Origin of the sequence: Lujinxingia sediminis (genome assembly GCF_004005565.1) — a bacterium.
GTDB classification, from domain to species: domain Bacteria; phylum Myxococcota_A; class Bradymonadia; order Bradymonadales; family Bradymonadaceae; genus Lujinxingia; species Lujinxingia sediminis.
Window position 1 is genome coordinate 101,960 of sequence record NZ_SADD01000005.1, and the last position, 15,744, is coordinate 117,703.

General features: G+C 65.9%; 9 protein-coding genes. 3 read left to right on the forward strand and 6 right to left on the reverse strand.

All coding sequences use genetic code 11. The features are described 5' to 3' along the window. Positions 1–7: 7 nt before the first annotated feature. Positions 8–5,830, reverse strand: coding sequence for a tetratricopeptide repeat protein (locus tag EA187_RS10830; protein WP_127780276.1), 5,823 nt, complete (start codon positions 5,828–5,830; stop codon positions 8–10). Between the two features lie 266 nt (positions 5,831–6,096). Here EA187_RS10830 and EA187_RS10835 point away from each other — a divergent pair, with 266 nt between their 5' ends. Continuing rightward, positions 6,097–6,687 (forward strand): hypothetical protein, encoded by a 591-nt coding sequence (locus tag EA187_RS10835; protein ID WP_115604186.1) that lies wholly within the window; start codon positions 6,097–6,099, stop codon positions 6,685–6,687. 120 nt (positions 6,688–6,807) lie between these two features. Here EA187_RS10835 and EA187_RS10840 read toward each other — a convergent pair whose 3' ends face one another. Then, positions 6,808–7,155: a rhodanese-like domain-containing protein gene (locus EA187_RS10840; RefSeq protein ID WP_164856191.1), complete on the reverse strand. Its 348-nt coding sequence runs from the start codon at positions 7,153–7,155 to the stop codon at positions 6,808–6,810. A 334-nt stretch (positions 7,156–7,489) separates the two neighbouring features. On the opposite strand from EA187_RS10840, the gene EA187_RS10845 reads away from it, so the two are divergent. Continuing rightward, complete coding sequence (locus EA187_RS10845) at positions 7,490–8,545, forward strand: PEGA domain-containing protein (RefSeq protein WP_164856192.1); 1,056 nt, start codon at positions 7,490–7,492, stop codon at positions 8,543–8,545. Between the two features lie 88 nt (positions 8,546–8,633). Continuing rightward, a complete protein-coding gene (locus tag EA187_RS10850) occupies positions 8,634–8,822 on the forward strand; it encodes a hypothetical protein (protein ID WP_115604192.1) in 189 nt (62 codons plus the stop codon). Between the two features lie 199 nt (positions 8,823–9,021). Here EA187_RS10850 and EA187_RS10855 read toward each other — a convergent pair whose 3' ends face one another. The 4 genes from EA187_RS10855 to EA187_RS10870 are packed head-to-tail and all read right to left on the reverse strand — an operon-like array spanning position 9,022 to position 15,623. Further along, positions 9,022–11,406: a BamA/OMP85 family outer membrane protein gene (locus EA187_RS10855; RefSeq protein ID WP_127780279.1), complete on the reverse strand. Its 2,385-nt coding sequence runs from the start codon at positions 11,404–11,406 to the stop codon at positions 9,022–9,024. A 31-nt stretch (positions 11,407–11,437) separates the two neighbouring features. Then, the gene (locus EA187_RS10860) at positions 11,438–13,033 is read right to left on the reverse strand and encodes a serine/threonine protein kinase (RefSeq protein ID WP_127780280.1); all 1,596 of its coding nucleotides are present in this window, start codon (positions 13,031–13,033) and stop codon (positions 11,438–11,440) included. Between the two features lie 51 nt (positions 13,034–13,084). Continuing rightward, positions 13,085–14,791 (reverse strand): serine/threonine-protein kinase, encoded by a 1,707-nt coding sequence (locus EA187_RS10865; RefSeq protein ID WP_127780281.1) that lies wholly within the window; start codon positions 14,789–14,791, stop codon positions 13,085–13,087. Positions 14,792–14,846: 55 nt separating this feature from the next. Continuing rightward, positions 14,847–15,623 carry a tetratricopeptide repeat protein gene (locus EA187_RS10870; RefSeq protein ID WP_164856193.1) on the reverse strand — a complete coding sequence of 259 codons (777 nt, stop codon included), beginning with the start codon at positions 15,621–15,623 and terminating at the stop codon, positions 14,847–14,849. Positions 15,624–15,744: the final 121 nt, after the last annotated feature.

Here is a 15,744-nt window from a genome sequence, read left to right on the forward strand (position 1 = left end):
GCAAGCCTTAAAACACGCGATCCCAGGGGGCGCGTTGTCCGATGCGGTCGGCGTAGATATGCATCCAGGCCGCGCTGTGGTGTTTGCCCCGGGCGTCGAGGACCTCGCCAAGGTGGCGGTAGAGCTCTTCGAGGCCGGCGGTGCTGCCGTCGTAGAGGTTGAGCGCGCTGCTGATGGTGTCGTGGGCCTGCTGAAGGTCGCCCTGGCGGAAGTAGAGCCAGCCCAGGGTGTCGACGTAGCTGGAGTTTCGGCCGCCGGCCAGTGCGATGGCGCGCCTGGCAAGCGTGAGTCCCTCGTCGACATGGTTGTCGGTGGTGGCGTACATGTAGGCCAGGTTGTTGAGGTAGACCGCCAGGTTTTCGCGCCGCGGGCTGGTCAGTAGCGACTGGTAGATGCGGTCGCGGTAGACGCCGTAGGCGGCCAGGGGATCGTGGTGCCGGTAGGCCTCGGCGAGTTGACCGGCGAACTGTTGCCAGTTGATGCCGGCGCTGCTGGCGATGCGCGGGAGACGGGCGTTGAGGAAGTCGCGCACGTGCAGCATGCCGCGTCCGCTGCGGTCGAGAGCGCCGGCGGTGAGCACACGCTGCAGCGGTTGGGTTGCGGCGTAGGCCTGGACCACCGGGGTCTGGGCGAGGGCTTCCATTAGCAGGCGCGCGTCTTCGGGGAGGTCGCCGTCGATGGCGGCGACCAGCCCGTCGTAGAGCGTGTTGAGCGAGGGGAGGCCGCGGCGCATGGCGTTGAGCAGGGCGTTGGCTGCGGGCCGCCCGGATCCCATCGTGGCGATGGCGTGTGCGGCGTCGTAGGCCGGGGAGTTTTCGCTCTGAGGCGTCCCCAGGGCCTGGAGGGCGGCGGCGTAGCGTCGGCGCTTGTTGAGGTTGGCAGCGATGGCCACCCGGTTTGAGGGACTGCCGGCCAGCGCGTCCAGGCGCTCAAGCCAGGGGCGAGCACGCTCTTCAAATCCCAGGGCCAGCTCGGCCTCGGCGATGGCACCCAGGTGGAGGGGACCCAGGGTATCGATGTTGAGTTCGCCGGCGAGCACGCGGGCGATCTCGACATCGAGGCGTTCGCTGCTCAGCATGGCAATCAGCGCGTCCACCACCGAGGGGTGGGCTTCGGTGCGCTCGACCATGGCCAGCATGCGCTCGCGCGCCTCGTCCACATCGCCATTGCGAAAACGCAGGTAGATGCGCTCGATCTCCCAGCTGATCGACGCGGGGTGAATGGCCTGAAGATGATCGAGGATGGCCAGGGGCACCCGGATGTCGGGGCTGAAGCGGCTGCGATGGTAGAGGTTGCCAAGGACAGCCTCGGGCTCATCGGCGGTGCGCATCGCCTGTGGCAGAAGGGCGTGAAGGGTGTCGAGGTCGCCGTCGATGAGCGCGGCGTTGAGCGCCAGGCCAAGCTCGGAGGCAACCGGAATTCTGGCCGCGCCGCGGCGGGCGATGTCCAGCGCGAGGTCGTCGAGCGCCAGATTGCTCAGGTGCTGGCTGACCAGGGTGCGGGCGAGCTGGCGGTCGGCGCTGGCGTTGATATGCGCCTCGGCGGCGTCTGTGATGGCGGCGTCGGGGGCGTTTTCAGCGCGGAGGAGCGCGAGCTGCAGCGCAAGGTCGGTCGGATCGGAGGCCCGGGTCTCGGTCAGGGGCGCGAGCACGGCGTTGGCGCGCGCGGTGTGTCCGAAGGCCAGGAGTTGAAGGGTGATCTCGCGGCGCGCCTCCGGGGCGTTGTTGGCGCTGGCGAGCAGCGCCTTGACGGCAGCGTCGATGGCCTCGTCGTCGCCGCGAAGCATCGCGGCGTGCAGCCGAAGGCGGCCGAGTCTGGGCGATTCGCGAAGCTCCGCGGGCAACGTATCGAGGTGGGGGAGTACGGCGTCGATGTAGCCCAGGGAGGCGATGGTCTCCAGCGCTCCGATGATCGCGTCTTCGATGGCGTTGGAACTCAACGCTTTACCGAAGTCGGCCCCGCGAAGCTGGCGCATCCAGTCGAGGTGGGTGTTGACGTCGCTCAGCGCCTGGTGGACGTCGCCGTGATACTCCAGGTCGTAGTGGATCTTCAGCGGGAAGGCCTCCGCGGTCGTCGTGGGCCGGGCGGACAGCTCCTGAAGCAGGCGTCTGGCGAGCTCGGGTTGTGCGGCGAGCTCCAGGCGCATCGCTGCATCGGCAGCGTTCCCGGTGGGGGCGATGGGGGCTTCGACGGCGCGGATCAGGAGGTCCATGCCCTCATCAAACTGGCCCTCCAGGATCAGGGCCTGGGCGAGCTGACCCAGGTAGCTGAGGTCGCCGGCATCGACTGCGGCGCGCAGATAAACGATCGCTTCATCGCGGCGTCCCATGCGCATGAGTGTGTCGCCGACGGGGCCGACGAAATAATCATTGTTGCGCTCCAGCGGGTCGATCACCGGACGCAGCGTCACCAGAAGATCGTTCACAGCTGCGCCCGGGGTGACGGCGAGTTGGCGGGCGATCAGAAGCTCAGCGCCGGTCGTGGCGTCACCCTGTTGGAGCTCGTCTTCGAGCATCTCCTGGGCCAGCGCGTAGTAGCCGGCATCGTCGAGCTGGCTGACGATTTCGTGGACGCCCCCGCCCAGGCCGCTCACGCTATCGGCGAAGGCACGGACCCGGGCCGGATCGCTGGAGAGCAGGGTGGGGTGAATGTGTCCGGGGCTCTGACCGACGAAGTGAAGCTGGTTGAAGCTGAGCTGGTCCGCAAAGGGGGCGATCAGGTCGAAGCGGCCCGCCGCGCTGAGCGCATCGGCAAAGCGGGTGAGGAGCTCCTCGGGGCAGCCATCGGCCTCTTGCAAACAGTAGCTGGCGTCTTCGAGCGCAGGGTCGATGTGCCCGGCGCGCGCACGCAATGTAGCGCGCTGAAGGCGCAGCGCGCGATCGCCGGGGGCGCGTTGAACGCCCTCGTCGAGCAGTGTCAGTGCGCGTTGCACCTCGCCGTGGTTTGCCAGGAAGTCGGAGGCGGCGAGCCACATCTCGGTCTGCGTGCTCTCGGATGCCCAGCGCGTGAGCATCGTGCTGGCCTTGTCGGTGCGGCCGGCGCGGAAGTGGTTGAGGGCGATGAGGTAGGTGTGGTCGCCCGGCGCCATGGAGGCGATGCGCTCGAGCTGGTCGATGGCCTCATCCCACATTCCGGCGCTCTCCAGCGTGCTCAAGATCAGCTGGCGGGCGATCAGCGTGTTGGGGGCTTTGGCCAGGTAGCTGTCGATGAGCGGGTTGAGTTCATCGAGGCGGTCTTGCTGGCGGTACATCGTGGCCAGGAGTGTAAAGCCCTGACGGTTGGCGTCGGCATCGGGTGAGGCGAAGAGGAGCTTAAGGTAGGGCTCGGCGGCCTCGTAGCGCCCGAACTTCATGAGCAACTCGGCGATACGGATCGCGTCTCGGATGCTGCGGGATCGGTCGCGATGGAGCTGCTCCAGAGTCGCTTCGGCGCGCTCGAACTCACCGAGCTGAAGCAGAGTCTCGGCGTAGGGGATGGCCACCGAGGTTGGGGAGTTGCCCTGCGCGATCGCCCGTTCGTAGGCCAGGCGGGCAACCTCGAAGAAGTGGCGCTGGCGCCAGCGGTCGGCCTGCCTGCTCCAGTCTCGCAGCAGGGCGTCGGCCTGCTCGCTCCAGCCTTCGGGGGTGTCCTGAGTTCGCTCCAGGGCGCGGCGGTAATGCTGGGCGGCGCGCCGGCGCAGCTCGGTGGCGTCGTCGGGGGAGGCCTCGCGCGACATCGCGTCGTAGACATCTCCGAAGACCCGGTTGGAGGTGTAGTCGTCGCGTTCACCGAAGATCTGGCGGGCCAGGGGGAGCGCGGCGGAGGCGCGCTGGCGCGCGCTCAGCCGCGCAAGAATGCCCTCAAAGGCCTGGGCCGGGATATCGGTCACGGCGATAAACTGCGCCAGTATGGCGATGGCGGGTTCGTCGCGGCCGGTATCAAAATAGAGATCGGCAAGCTGTTCGACCCAGCGCCAGTCCTCAGGGGCCTGCTCCAGGAGGGCCTGCAGCGTGGATTCGACGCGATCGGGGAGGTTGGCGCGGCGGTAGCGCATCAGGGCGTCGGCCAGCGCGCTCTCACGCTCCTCGGGGGGGCTGTTGGCGATGTAGCGCTCCAGGCTCGTGCTCATCGCCGGGAAGCGGCCCTGCTCGAAGTTGATGTCGGCCGCATTGAGCCAGGAGCGGTGGTTGCCGGCGCCGGCGGAGCGCTCGTAGTAGCTCAGCGCGCGTCCCGGATCGCCCAGACGCCAGAAGCGCTCGGCGACAAAACGAAGATCCTCTTCCTTGTTGCCGCGCGAGGCGATCCAGGCGTCGTAGGTGGCCTCGGCGTCCGCCGGGCGGCCCCAGGTGGCGTAGAGGCTGGCAAGCGCCTCAACCACGCGGATATCCTGACGAGCCTGGCCTCCCAGGCGTTTGAGCAGGCGTTCGGCTTCTTCAAAAAAGCGTTCGCGCGTGAGCAGCGCCGTGATCTGCAGGACGCTGGAGGTCTCCATATCGACGGCCTGCAGGTAGGCCATAAAGGCCTGCAGCATCGCCTCGCGCTCTTTGAGTTCCATGAGCACCATGCCCAGCGCGAGGTTGGCGTCATCGGGGGTTTCGGCAAATTGAAGGGCGCGCTCATAGAGCGAGCGCGCCAGCGGGAGGTTGTTGCGTTGCTGGGCCCAGCTGGCCGCGCGTCCCAGCGCAAGGTGGGTCGGAGGGTTGTCCTCGACGAAGCGGTTGATGAGCGTCTCAACCTCATCGAGGCGCGCGCGGGCAGCCAGCAGGTTGGCCAGAAGTTCGGTCATCGGCCAGTCCAGCGCGACGGACTCCGAGGCGTCGAGCAAAAGGTTCAGGGCGACCTGGGGGGCGCCGTTGTCGGCGGCCAGACGCGCGACACGGGTGTAATCTGCGGCGGTGGGTGGAGCGGGGAGGTTGTCGATGGAGGCCCGCAGAGCAGCCTCAGCCCGCGCGGGTTGTTCGGCACTTACGTAGGCCCGGGCTGTGCGCGCATGGAGGCTAGCAAGCTCGGGGTGGGGCGGGTTGAGCAACCCGATGGCGTCGTTAAAAAGAGCGATCGCGGCGGTATAGGCCTCGAACTCTGAGGCTCGATCGGCGTAACTGGCCAGTCGACGGGAGCGTTCCTCGGTGTCGGGGGCGCGGGAGGCGGCGTCGCGCCAGACGCGCAGCGCCTCATCGGGAAGATCCAGCCTCAGGTAGAGCTCGCCGAGTTGGGCGGCACCGGCCTCAAAGTCGGGGTCCTCGGCGAGCGTACTTTCAAGGAGTTCGACCGCATCGACGTACTGGCGCCGCGCGACTCGATCGTCGGCGTAGGCCAGAGCGTCGGCGCGCAGGCGCTCCAGGGCAGCGGCGGGGTGATCGGGGTTGATGCCGCGCAACGCGCCGCGCAGCCTGATGAGGGTCGACACCTGCTGGCGAACTTCGGCGTGGGTGATGCCGGCTTCCAGGAGCTCGGCCAAAGACGCGTCATCCACCGCCGCAACATCGTGCTCGCGGGCGCGCAGGTACGCCAGCGCGGCCTCCGCCGGCTCGTTGAGCGCTTCATTGATGCGTGCAACCAGTGTGGAGGCGCGCGCGCCGAACTCCCCGGAGTTCTCCGCCAGGGTCGCCGGCCGCAGGGCCTGCTGATGGTTGCCCTGGGCCTCCAGGGCCTCGGCCAGGAGCAGGTTGGCGCGGGCGTCGGACGGCTCTTCGTCGAGCTGCTCGCGTGCGATTTGCTCGGCGCGGGCGGCGTCACCGGCGCGCAGGGCCTCTTCGCCCCGCTGTAGATCATGGGCGCAACCGGCGAGCAAAAGTGCCGCCAGGAGCCAGGCTGTGGAATGGGGGCGATGGCGCAGGAGAAACTTCATCATAGCGGACACGTCATTCTAGAAGGACAGGGGCGCGGCGGGTGAGAACACGGCCTTGTCGCCCCGAAATCTACTCATAGGATGTGGTCGCACAGCCCGCGCCGGGGTGCAAGAAGGGGGGGGATGCGGGCGCATCTGACGTGACCTACTTTACAAGGGGCACGCGTGTGCTAATGATAACGACCCGTTGGTGGGTTTTGAGTCCCGAACTTCTTCAGAAATCTCGAAACAAAAGGGTAACAATCGTGACGTCGAATGAAGACGAGTTGATGTCCTATGATGGCCTGGTCATTGAGCGCGGTGCGCGCCACTGCAAGATCCTCAATGAGGAGGGAGAGGTGGAGTTTCGGACCACGAACGTGCGCGACGCACAGCGCTTCCTGGAGCTGCTTGAGGAGCGCGACCGGTTGCAGAAGCTGCTCGACTCGCGCGGGATCGCTCCGCACCGCATCTACCTCCTGGCTGCCGAGGAAGAGAAACGCGGCCGGGTGAACCTCGATGGCGCGCCCGCCAAAGAGGTCGTGATCGTCGCCAAGAGCGAAGACAACGGCCTGGTGGTGCGCTCGCTTGCTGATGGCAAAGAGGAGATCGTCGACATGGACGAGCTCGAAGCCATTGAGGGCGGGCCCTATCTGCAGGCCTCCGAGGTTCAGGATGAGACGATGCTGGCACTGATCCGCTACGACCGCGAGGCTGAGACGGCGCACCTTGCACTCTTCCGCACGCAGGAAGGAGCCGATGAGATGGCCGGTGAGTGGGCCAAGGTCGAGGAGAACCCGGGCACGGAGTACCAGGCGTTGGTGGCCAACTCCGAGGGTGATGTGATCCTCTACCGCGCGGAAGCCACCGTCGAAGACTAAAACGTCTCCGGCAGGAAGAGCGCCCATAAAAAACCTCGCCGCAAGCTGGCGAGGTTTTTTTATGCATGTTGCGCGGCGACCCGGCGTCGCTGATGGCCGGGTCGCACCAGGGTGAGGTGATCAGAGGCGGGTGACTTCGCCGACGATCTGAGCCTCGCTGCCCTCGGTGAGGAAGCCTGCGTTTTTCCAGGCGTCCAGGCCACCGTCGAAGTCGGAGACCTTGCGGAACCCGAGCTCCTCGAGGATTTTTGCCGCGCGGGTGGACGCTTCGGCGTCGTGACTGTCGCCGTAGACGACGATGCGCTGATTCTTACCAAGATCCTTGCGGGCGCGTTCCTTGAGCGACTCCACAGGGATGTTGATTGCGCCGGGGATGTGCTCGCGCTGGTAATCCTCGGGGTTGAGAATGTCGATCAGTACGAAGTCTTCGCCTTCTACGATACGCTGTTGAAGCTCCGTGCTAGACATCAACCGTGCCATGAAGATCCTTTGTTCTGGGCCTGTTACGCCTTTTGTGTCCTCCAGATGCCCGCGGTATCGTAGCGAGGTCGGCCGGATTTGGGACAACGGCGCTCTCGGGGAGAGGGCCGCGACCGCGGGGCAGGACAGCTGCTGGCGAGTAATATAGTCGCCGGCAGCTCTTTAGCAACCGCGCATCCCCCGAGGGAGCGTTGTGGTTGCCTCGGGGCGGACTGCTCGTTAGGTTGCAGCCCGTTGAACGCTTTCGACGTGATGATACAACGGCTTCCCGCACTGGCGAGGGGCTTTGACTGGAGCTGTTTTCATGGTGAGCGCACGCTCGATGAGACGATGGTTCGGCGCGCTTGTGGCGGTGGTGGCCCTGTGTGTCTGCGCGCCGCTCTATGCGCAGGGGTCAGAAGAGGCGCTCGATACGGTGCGGGAGGCCAACGGTCATTACGATGCCGGAGAGTTCAGCCGCGCGCTGCTCAAGTACCGCCAGGCCTACGATGTGCTCGAGGATGTGCGCCTTCTCTACCGCATCGGCTTAAGCTACGAGAATCTTGGCAACTACGCCCGCGCCCGCCAGACCCTGTTGCGCTATCTGGAGCTCGATAAGGACAGCCCGGTCGAGGGGCGAGTGCGCGCCAAGATCGATCAGCTGCGTGATCTGGAGGAGAATATCCAGGCCTACCTGGTCATCGACTCGGTGCCGGCCGGCGCCACGGTCTACCTTAATGAGTATATGGGGGAGTCGGAGGGGCAGGCGCCGGTGACGATGCCGGTGGGAGCGGGAGAGAACGTTGTGACGCTGGTCTTCCCCGATCGGCAGCGCCTGCAGGCGGTGGTCGAGGTCGGGGCGGGCGCGACCGTCGAACGCATCTTTCAGGTCGGCAGCGCCGCACCTCCCCGCCAGAGTGAAGAACTTGCGAGCACGGAAACCACCGAGGTGGAGGTCGGCCAGCCCGAAGCGCCCCTGGTTGAGGGGCCCGCCGAAGATGGTTCTCTTGCGGAAGAGTCGGGCCCCGACGCAGCGGAGCCCGAGGTCGCGGAAGCCACCGGAGAGGAAGATGTGATTCCGATGCCCGGCTCCGAGCGAGCCATGGACCGCCCGGTGCGACTTGACCGGATCAGCGTCGCGCCGCCCTGGTGGGCCAACGCCCTTGCGGTGACGGGCTTTGTGGGAAGCGCGCTGTGCGGGGCCGGAGTGTACTCCGGGGCGCTCAGCGTCGGACAGGCCGTAGGGTGTGGGGTTGTCTTAACCGGTGCGGGCTTCTTTTTGCTCGGTCGGGACTGGAGCGGGCACCTGCCGCCGGCCTCCGCCGCTCCGGGGTTTGCAGGCGCTGATGAGGGCGCTGCGACCCGCGCTCTCGGCGTGAGCTTCAGCGGACGCTTCTAGCGCAGGCTCTTGCACCGAGGGCCCCCCGGTGGTAGGTCTGGCGCGAGATCTGGTCGTTGGTATTAACCTACTCTTCTTTGAGCTAATGATGTCCGAGCGCGCCCCCCAGCATATTTCTCGTAAAAAGACCCCGGTCTTCTGGGACTGGTGGTATGAGAACCCCGTCGAAATCATCATCGTGGCGATGGCGCTGGCGTTTTATGCCCTGACGCCCTGGAGCGGCTTCGGGGTCTCGGAGAAAGACGTCAGCAGCGCCGAGATCACGATCGTGCCCTGAGCCACCTGTGGCACGGGTGTAGGTAGGTGTGATGCCGGGCCCTTCGGGCCCGGTTTTTTTTTGTGGGCGAGGGCTCGCACTGCGGCGTGCGGCGTGTGCATCGACGCGGCGTCACAGGTAGCGGTCAGCGGTGCGGGGCACTTAGAAGGAGTGCCCGATGCTCAGGTAGAAGCCGTAGCCCGCCAGCGGTGCGGGGCACTTAGAAGGAATGCCCGATGCTCAGGTAGAAGCCGTAGCCCACGAGCAACTCCTGGATGGCATCGTCATCCTGAGGCACAAAGACACAGGCCTCGGTGCCCTGGGTGGAAGGATCGGCGCAGCGCCGAAAGCGCGGGTCCTGCGAGGTGTCGCTTAAGGTGTACGCGAAGTCCAGGCGCACCGGGCCCACCGGGGTGTTCCACCACACACCGGTCCCCAGGCCGTAGAGCAGGGAGGGGGCCAGCTGCGAAAAACTCACCGTGCCCTGGTCGTTGGCGGCGGTATCGAATTCGAGCTGACCGCGGAGGATGGTGGCCGCGTCGACAAAGATCGCGCCCCACACATCGCCGATCGAGAAGAGGTTGGGCACCAGGCGCACCCGGGGCTCCACCGACCATTCAAACTGGGTCAGCCCGCCCACCGGCACGGCTTCTCCGGAGGGGGTATAGAGTGAGAGACGCTGTCGGCCGAAGCTGCGCATCCCATCGGTACCGCCGCTGTAGAGGCGGTTTTGAATCGGCACGCCGGTGTCTCGACCGATGTTGTAGACGCTTCCCAGGCGGGTGCGCATCGCGAGCACCGAGCGGCCCAGAAGATCAAAAGGAACGTAGCCCTCCGCAGAGAGTACGGGCTTGATAAAGTCGAACTCACCGCCCACAGCGAAGCCGCCGGCTTCTTGAACCGTCAGGGCGACCAGGGCGCCGGAGGTCGGGTCGAGCACGTCGTTGCGCATGTCTAAGATCAGCGACTGCTCGAGGTATTCGAGCAAAAACTCCGTCTGGAAGTCCAGCCCCAGGGTGGTCGTGGAGACATCGACGAGCGACTCTTCGACGTTGAAGTAGTTGTAGTAGGCCACGTTGTAGGAGGCCTCCAGACGCAGCTTGCGGAAGATCGGACGGTCCAGCCCCACTCTCAGCGCGGGGTTCCACACCGAGAAGCCCTCGCGTACATCGCGCTCCACGCTGGCGATCAGGCGCAGGTTGGTGCGTCGCTCGATAAACTGGGGCTGGGAGAAGCGCAGCTCGCTGGAGAGGATCGCCCCGCGGTTGACCAGATCGGCGCTGGGGATAAGCCCGGGAGCCCAGGCGTAGCCCGCGGCATTGAAGTGGTCCAGGCGTCGCAGGCCGCCCAGGAAGTTACGCGCCGACCAGTTGAGGAGCCCGCGCACGTCCTGCCGGGCGCTCTCCACGGCCAGGCCCGCTCCCACGCGCAGGTTGTACTTTTTGGCCTCTTTAAGGCGAACCACCACCGGGACTTCCGGGTCGAGGCGGCTGCGGCGCTCGGCTTCGAGCTGGGCGCTCTCCAAGAGGGTACTGACGCCCAGCGCTCGCTCGCGCGGGGAATCCTCCGAAGTTTCGCTGCTCTGCGAGGCGTCCTCCCGATTCGCCGCGCCATCATCACCGGGAGCGATGGCCGCATCAACTCCGGGGCGAGGACGGGCATCGACGCCGGCCTGGGGGTCGCTGTCGTCGGGAATGTTGCTCTCTTCGAGAAGATCCTCCAGGCGGTCGCGATCGTCGGCTTCCTCCAGGGTAAATTCGCGGGCTTCGTGGGCCGGGAGCACCGTGACCAGCCCGAAAACGCCCAGTTCGTAGACGTCCTCCTGGGTTTCGTTGAGGCGTTGCGGATCGTAGCGCTCACCGGGCTCCAGGGTGATGGCTTCGCGCACATAGCGCTCCTCGACGTCTTCCAGCCCGAAGATATGAACCTCTCCGAAGCGGGAGCGGGGGCCGGCGTCGATGAAGAAGAAGACATCGGCCTTTTGCGATTCCGGGTCGACAAAGGCCCGCCCACTGACGGCGGCATAGGCGTAGCCGGCCTCGCGCAGCCTGCGGCCCAGGGCATCGCGGGTGGTCAGGTAGTCATCCTGGGTAAAGATCGCGCCCTGGTTGAGCGGAAGTTCCTTCAGCAGAGCGTCGCGGGAGAGCTCCGATGAGGCATCCAGTCCCTCAAGCTCAATGCGCTCAATGCGGGTGGGTTCGCCCTCGTCGATGGTCACCCGCACGCTGATCGTGCTCTCCTGCGGGTTCTCGATAATCGACTCTGAGACGATGCTTGCGCCGAAATATCCCCGACGCTGGTAGAAGGTCTCGATGCGTTCGCGGTCGCGCTGCCAGCTAAACTGGTTGAAGTACTGGCGCTCGGCGCCGATGAGCGGGAGCCAGGGCACGGCCGCCCGCCAGCCCGGATCTTCGCGCGTGGCAAGTCCGTCGCGAAGTTCGCTTTCGGAGACCTGTTCGACGCCCCGCAAGTCCACCTGGCTGATGCGTAGATCGGTCGTCCCCGGCACGATGTAGTCGCTCTTGGAGGTGGTTGCGCAGCCGGTACACAGCGCCAGCCACACGACACCCGCAAGTGCGACGCGATGGGATGGGACAGAAGCCATAGCGCGACACCACGTCAATCAGTCAAAAACACTACTCGGAGAAGAATCCGTCGAAGGGGTCGTCCCTGGCCGGCTCTTCGGGGCGAGGATCAGGCGTCGGGCGCACTGTCGGCTCCGGTTGGGGCCTGGGCTCAGGGCTGACCTCGGGACGGGGGCGTTTCTCGGGAGAACGCCGGGGCGCTTTGGGCGAAGGCCGAGCCTCGGAGCTTCGATCCGCCTCGGCGCTGGCATGCAAGGCTTCGGCAGTCTGGCGAGCCCGTGAGGCGACCGGGGCCGCCAACGCCCGAGCGTCTCCCCGGGCCTGCTCGTGGGCACGCTCGGCTTGCAAGGCGTGATGCTCGTCCTCAACCGCGACCTGCGAGGCAACGTCGTCACCCTTCGCGGGTTGGGAAGGTTCCTCGACCGAGAGCTCCCCGCTGGCTGTCGGAGCAGCCGGGGGCCGCGTGAGTACGAACGCGGCGCCTGTGATCGCGAGCACCACCAGCGCCTTGAGAATCATCGGCGCGCGGGAGCGCCGGCCGAAGGTGATGGGCGACAGATCATCGAGATCGTCGATGGGCGTGCTCAGCGAGGCCAGGGGAGGATGGGTCTGCGTCTCGGTAAGCGTGAGCTCCACACCGGGCGGCTGCTCGACTGGCTGTGCATCGGGAGTGGCCGGGCCCGGCGCGCTGGCCAGAACTTCGGGGTTAAGCTCAGCGAGCAGCGTTTCAAAAAGTGCGCGTGCGGTGCTGGCATCGGCGGGGCGGTCGGCCGGCTCCTTTGCCAGCAACGAGGAGATCGCTCGCTCCAGCGTCACAGGCAGGTTGCGGTGCTGGCTTAAGGGAGGGATCTCATTGACGACATGCGCCATTAAGATCGCCATGGGCGTCTCGGCCGAGAAGGGGGGGCGACCGCCGACGAGCTCATAGAGGATGCAACCCAGGCTGTAGAGATCGGCACGACCGTCGACGGCGTGGCCCTGGCATTGCTCCGGGCTCATGTACTGCGGGGTACCAAAGACCTGGCCTGTGCGCGTGACCTGGGTCTCCGCGCCCAGGACTTTGGCAATGCCGAAGTCGAGCACTTTAACGAAGGTGCCCCCGCCGGGGATGTCGAGCAGAAAGATGTTGTCGGGCTTTAAGTCGCGGTGGACGATGTTGGCGTCGTGAGCCGCCGAGAGCGCCGAGGCGATCTGCACGCCGATGCGCAGGATCTCTTCAAAGGTGAGGTTGCCCTCTTTGATGCGCTCGCTGAGCAGCGTGCCCACCAGGTATTCCATCGCCAGGTAGAGGGTGCCATCTTCATCCTGGCCAAAGTCCAGGATCGTCACGCTGTGCGGATGGTTGATGGTGGTGGCGATGCGCGCTTCGCGAAAGAAGCGGTCGACGAAGTCGTCCGTCTCACTGAGGTTTGCCCGCAGCGTCTTGATCGCCACCTGGCGGTCGACGCTGCGCTGATGGCCCAGATAGACCGCACCCATGCCGCCAGCGCCGATGGCCTTCTCGATGATCCAACGTCCGTCGAGCACGCGTCCGAGCATCGGGTCGTCCCCCTCGGGGCGACTCAGGCGTAACTTCATGCCGTCATGCGGGCAGTAGACGACGTCGTCGCCGTAGCTGCGCTGACAGGTTGGGCAGATCTTTTGCATGAACGCTCAGAATGAGGACGCCCCCCTTGCGGCCGGGCTCCCCGGCGAAGGTTAGAGGCGGTTGACTTTGGGGCGAGGCCCATCATCGAGCAGCTCAATGGAGGGGCGTCGGGGCTCTGGAGAAGCTTCCTCCTCGGCGGGCTCCTCAGTCTGGGAGACCTCCTCGGAGGGCCGTGGACGCCGCTCGGGGCGAGGGGCGCGTCGGGTGGGACGCTGCTCCTCGGCGGTGAGCTCATAGCTGAGTTCCTGACGCAGGCCACGCTCCGGGTCGATGGGAATGCGCACATCAAGCGGCTCGTACCCGTCAAGACGAAGGCGGTAGGCCAGGGGAGCGCTTCCCGGGGCCAACGAGAGGTTGTAGGGCGTGGTGCCCAACGTATGCTCTCCCTCCAGGATCGTGGCGCCCGGGGGTTCCGTCGTCAGTCGCAGGATGATCGTATCGTTGACGGCCACCACCGTCGGTTCGGTGACTTCGGGTTCGGCAGGCTCCTCGGCGATCGGAACCACGTGCTCGGCGGGAATCGCGATGAGCTCGGGGGAGGGCTGGGGCGCGTTCTGCTCCTGACCCCGCAACACCATTACGCCCAGCAGAAGAACGAGGATCAGCGCGAGCACGACCGCGGCGATAAGTCCCTTGTTCGCACCGCTCTTCGACGGAGCCTGGGCGGCCGATGCGCCGGGAGGCATCGCTTGGCCTGTGCCGGTAAACTGACCGTTCCCTGTGAAGTTGCCGGTGCCGGTGAACTGGCCGTTCCCTGTGAAGTTGCCGGTGCCACCAAAACCTCCGACTGCTGCGCCGGGCATGGAGGGGGCAAAGTGGTTGCCGGTCGAGGTCGGCGAGGCGATGCCTGCGGCCAGAGCTGCGTGATGTTTGCTCAGCGCGCTCTCAAGCTCTTCGCGCAACTCCTCGGTGGTCTGCGGTCGGGCACCCGGATCTTTGGACATCGTGCGGCGCACGACGTGCTCGAGCGCCAGCGGGATCATATCCAGCGCCTGCTCCGAGAGGCGCTCCGCGAAGGGAGGCGGCGGATCCTGGGCATGGCTGATCATCAGCGCGGTGGTCGTCGGCCCCTGGAAGGGGGGCTCGCCACAGAGCATCTCAAAGATGATGCAGCCCAGGCTGTAGATGTCGCTGCGATGGTCGACGCTCTGCGAGAGGATCTGCTCGGGCGACATATAACGCGGCGTGCCCACAATGCGGCCATCGCCGGTGAGCTGAACGTCATCTTCGCCACCGACGGCTTTGGCGATACCGAAGTCGAGAACTTTGACCACGTCCGGGTCGCCGTCGACTTCGATCAGGAAGATGTTGTCGGGTTTGACATCGCGGTGGACGATGCCGTTTTTATGCGCCTCGGCCAGCGAGCGGCAGATCTGCGAGGCGATATGCACCGCGCGTTTTGGCGAGAAGGGTGCCTCGGTCTTGATGGCCTCGGTCAGTGTGCGCCCGGCGAGCATCTCCATGGTCAGGTAGAGAAACCCGTCGTCGGTCTGGCCGTAGTCGAAGACGGTGACCGTGTTGGGGTGGCGCAGCTGACTGACGGTCAGGGCCTCGCGCTCAAAACGCGCGGCCGTCACCGGGTTGTGGGAGGGAATGTACTTGAGGGCGATGCGCCGGTTCATATTGCGCTGAATCGCCTCATAGACCGCCCCCATGCCCCCGAAGCCCATCAGGCTGACGATCTCGTAGCGATCGGCCACGGTCTGGCCCACGAGCTTTTCGTAGAGCGCTCGGCGTTGGTCGCGAGAAGAGGACATAGGTTCGGTCTTGGGGAGCAGGTGCGCGCCGTCATCTGGCGGCGCGTCCGAGGGTTCAGAAGCCGAGGGTCAGGCCAACGCCCGCGCTGCCTTTGCCCACCCAGGGGGTGAGCACGGAGCGGGAAGCCCGGGGGGAATCTTCGACGCTGTCAGCGCTGACAATCAGGTAGATGCCCAGAGCTGTGACAGCCGCGCCGGAGATGTAGAAGACGTCGGCCACCAGCGCCTGAGTGCGCGCGCTGTCGCGCGCGCCCAGGCGATCGTCGTAGCTGAGCTGCGTGTCGGCGATGCTGTCCGCGTTACCGCTGGCCATCAGCCCCATCACAACTCCTCCGCCGATCAGGGCCACGCCGCCGGCGGTGGTCAGGATGCCCGGGGTGCGGTTGGGCGGCGCCGGCTCAGGAGTCGCAATGGGCGCGCTCTGAGGCTCTTCCGGTGTTGCCGCGCCATCTTCGCGGGCCTGCATCGACTGAATCTCGCGCAGCGACTGCACCCGCTCCATGGCGTGGGAGCGTGCCTCGCTCTCCACATCAGGGGCGACCATAAAGCGCTCGTACTGCGCGATCGCCTCATCCCACTGCTCCATCTGCTCGTAGCAACGGCCGATGTTGTAGAGCAGGTTCGGTACCGGGTCGAGCGCGTAGGCCTGCTCAAAGAGCTCAATGGCTTTGTCGTAGTCGCCGGTGCGGAAACTCTGCGCGCCTTCGGCCGAGAGGCTCTCGACCTGTCGCGCGATGTCGGCCGCATCCGCGTCCGACTGCGCCATCACCTGGGTGGGAACTCCGGTGGACATCAGGGCCACCAACAGCCCGACTCCGATAAACTTTCGCATGGCCATCATCTTTAGGAGGGTCGAAGTAGTTGAGAGTGGCGGTGCTCGCCGGCGATGATAGCCCCACAGCCGAGGTGATGTCTAGCGCCGGGGTAGGACTTCGCCTTTCTGGACAGCGTTG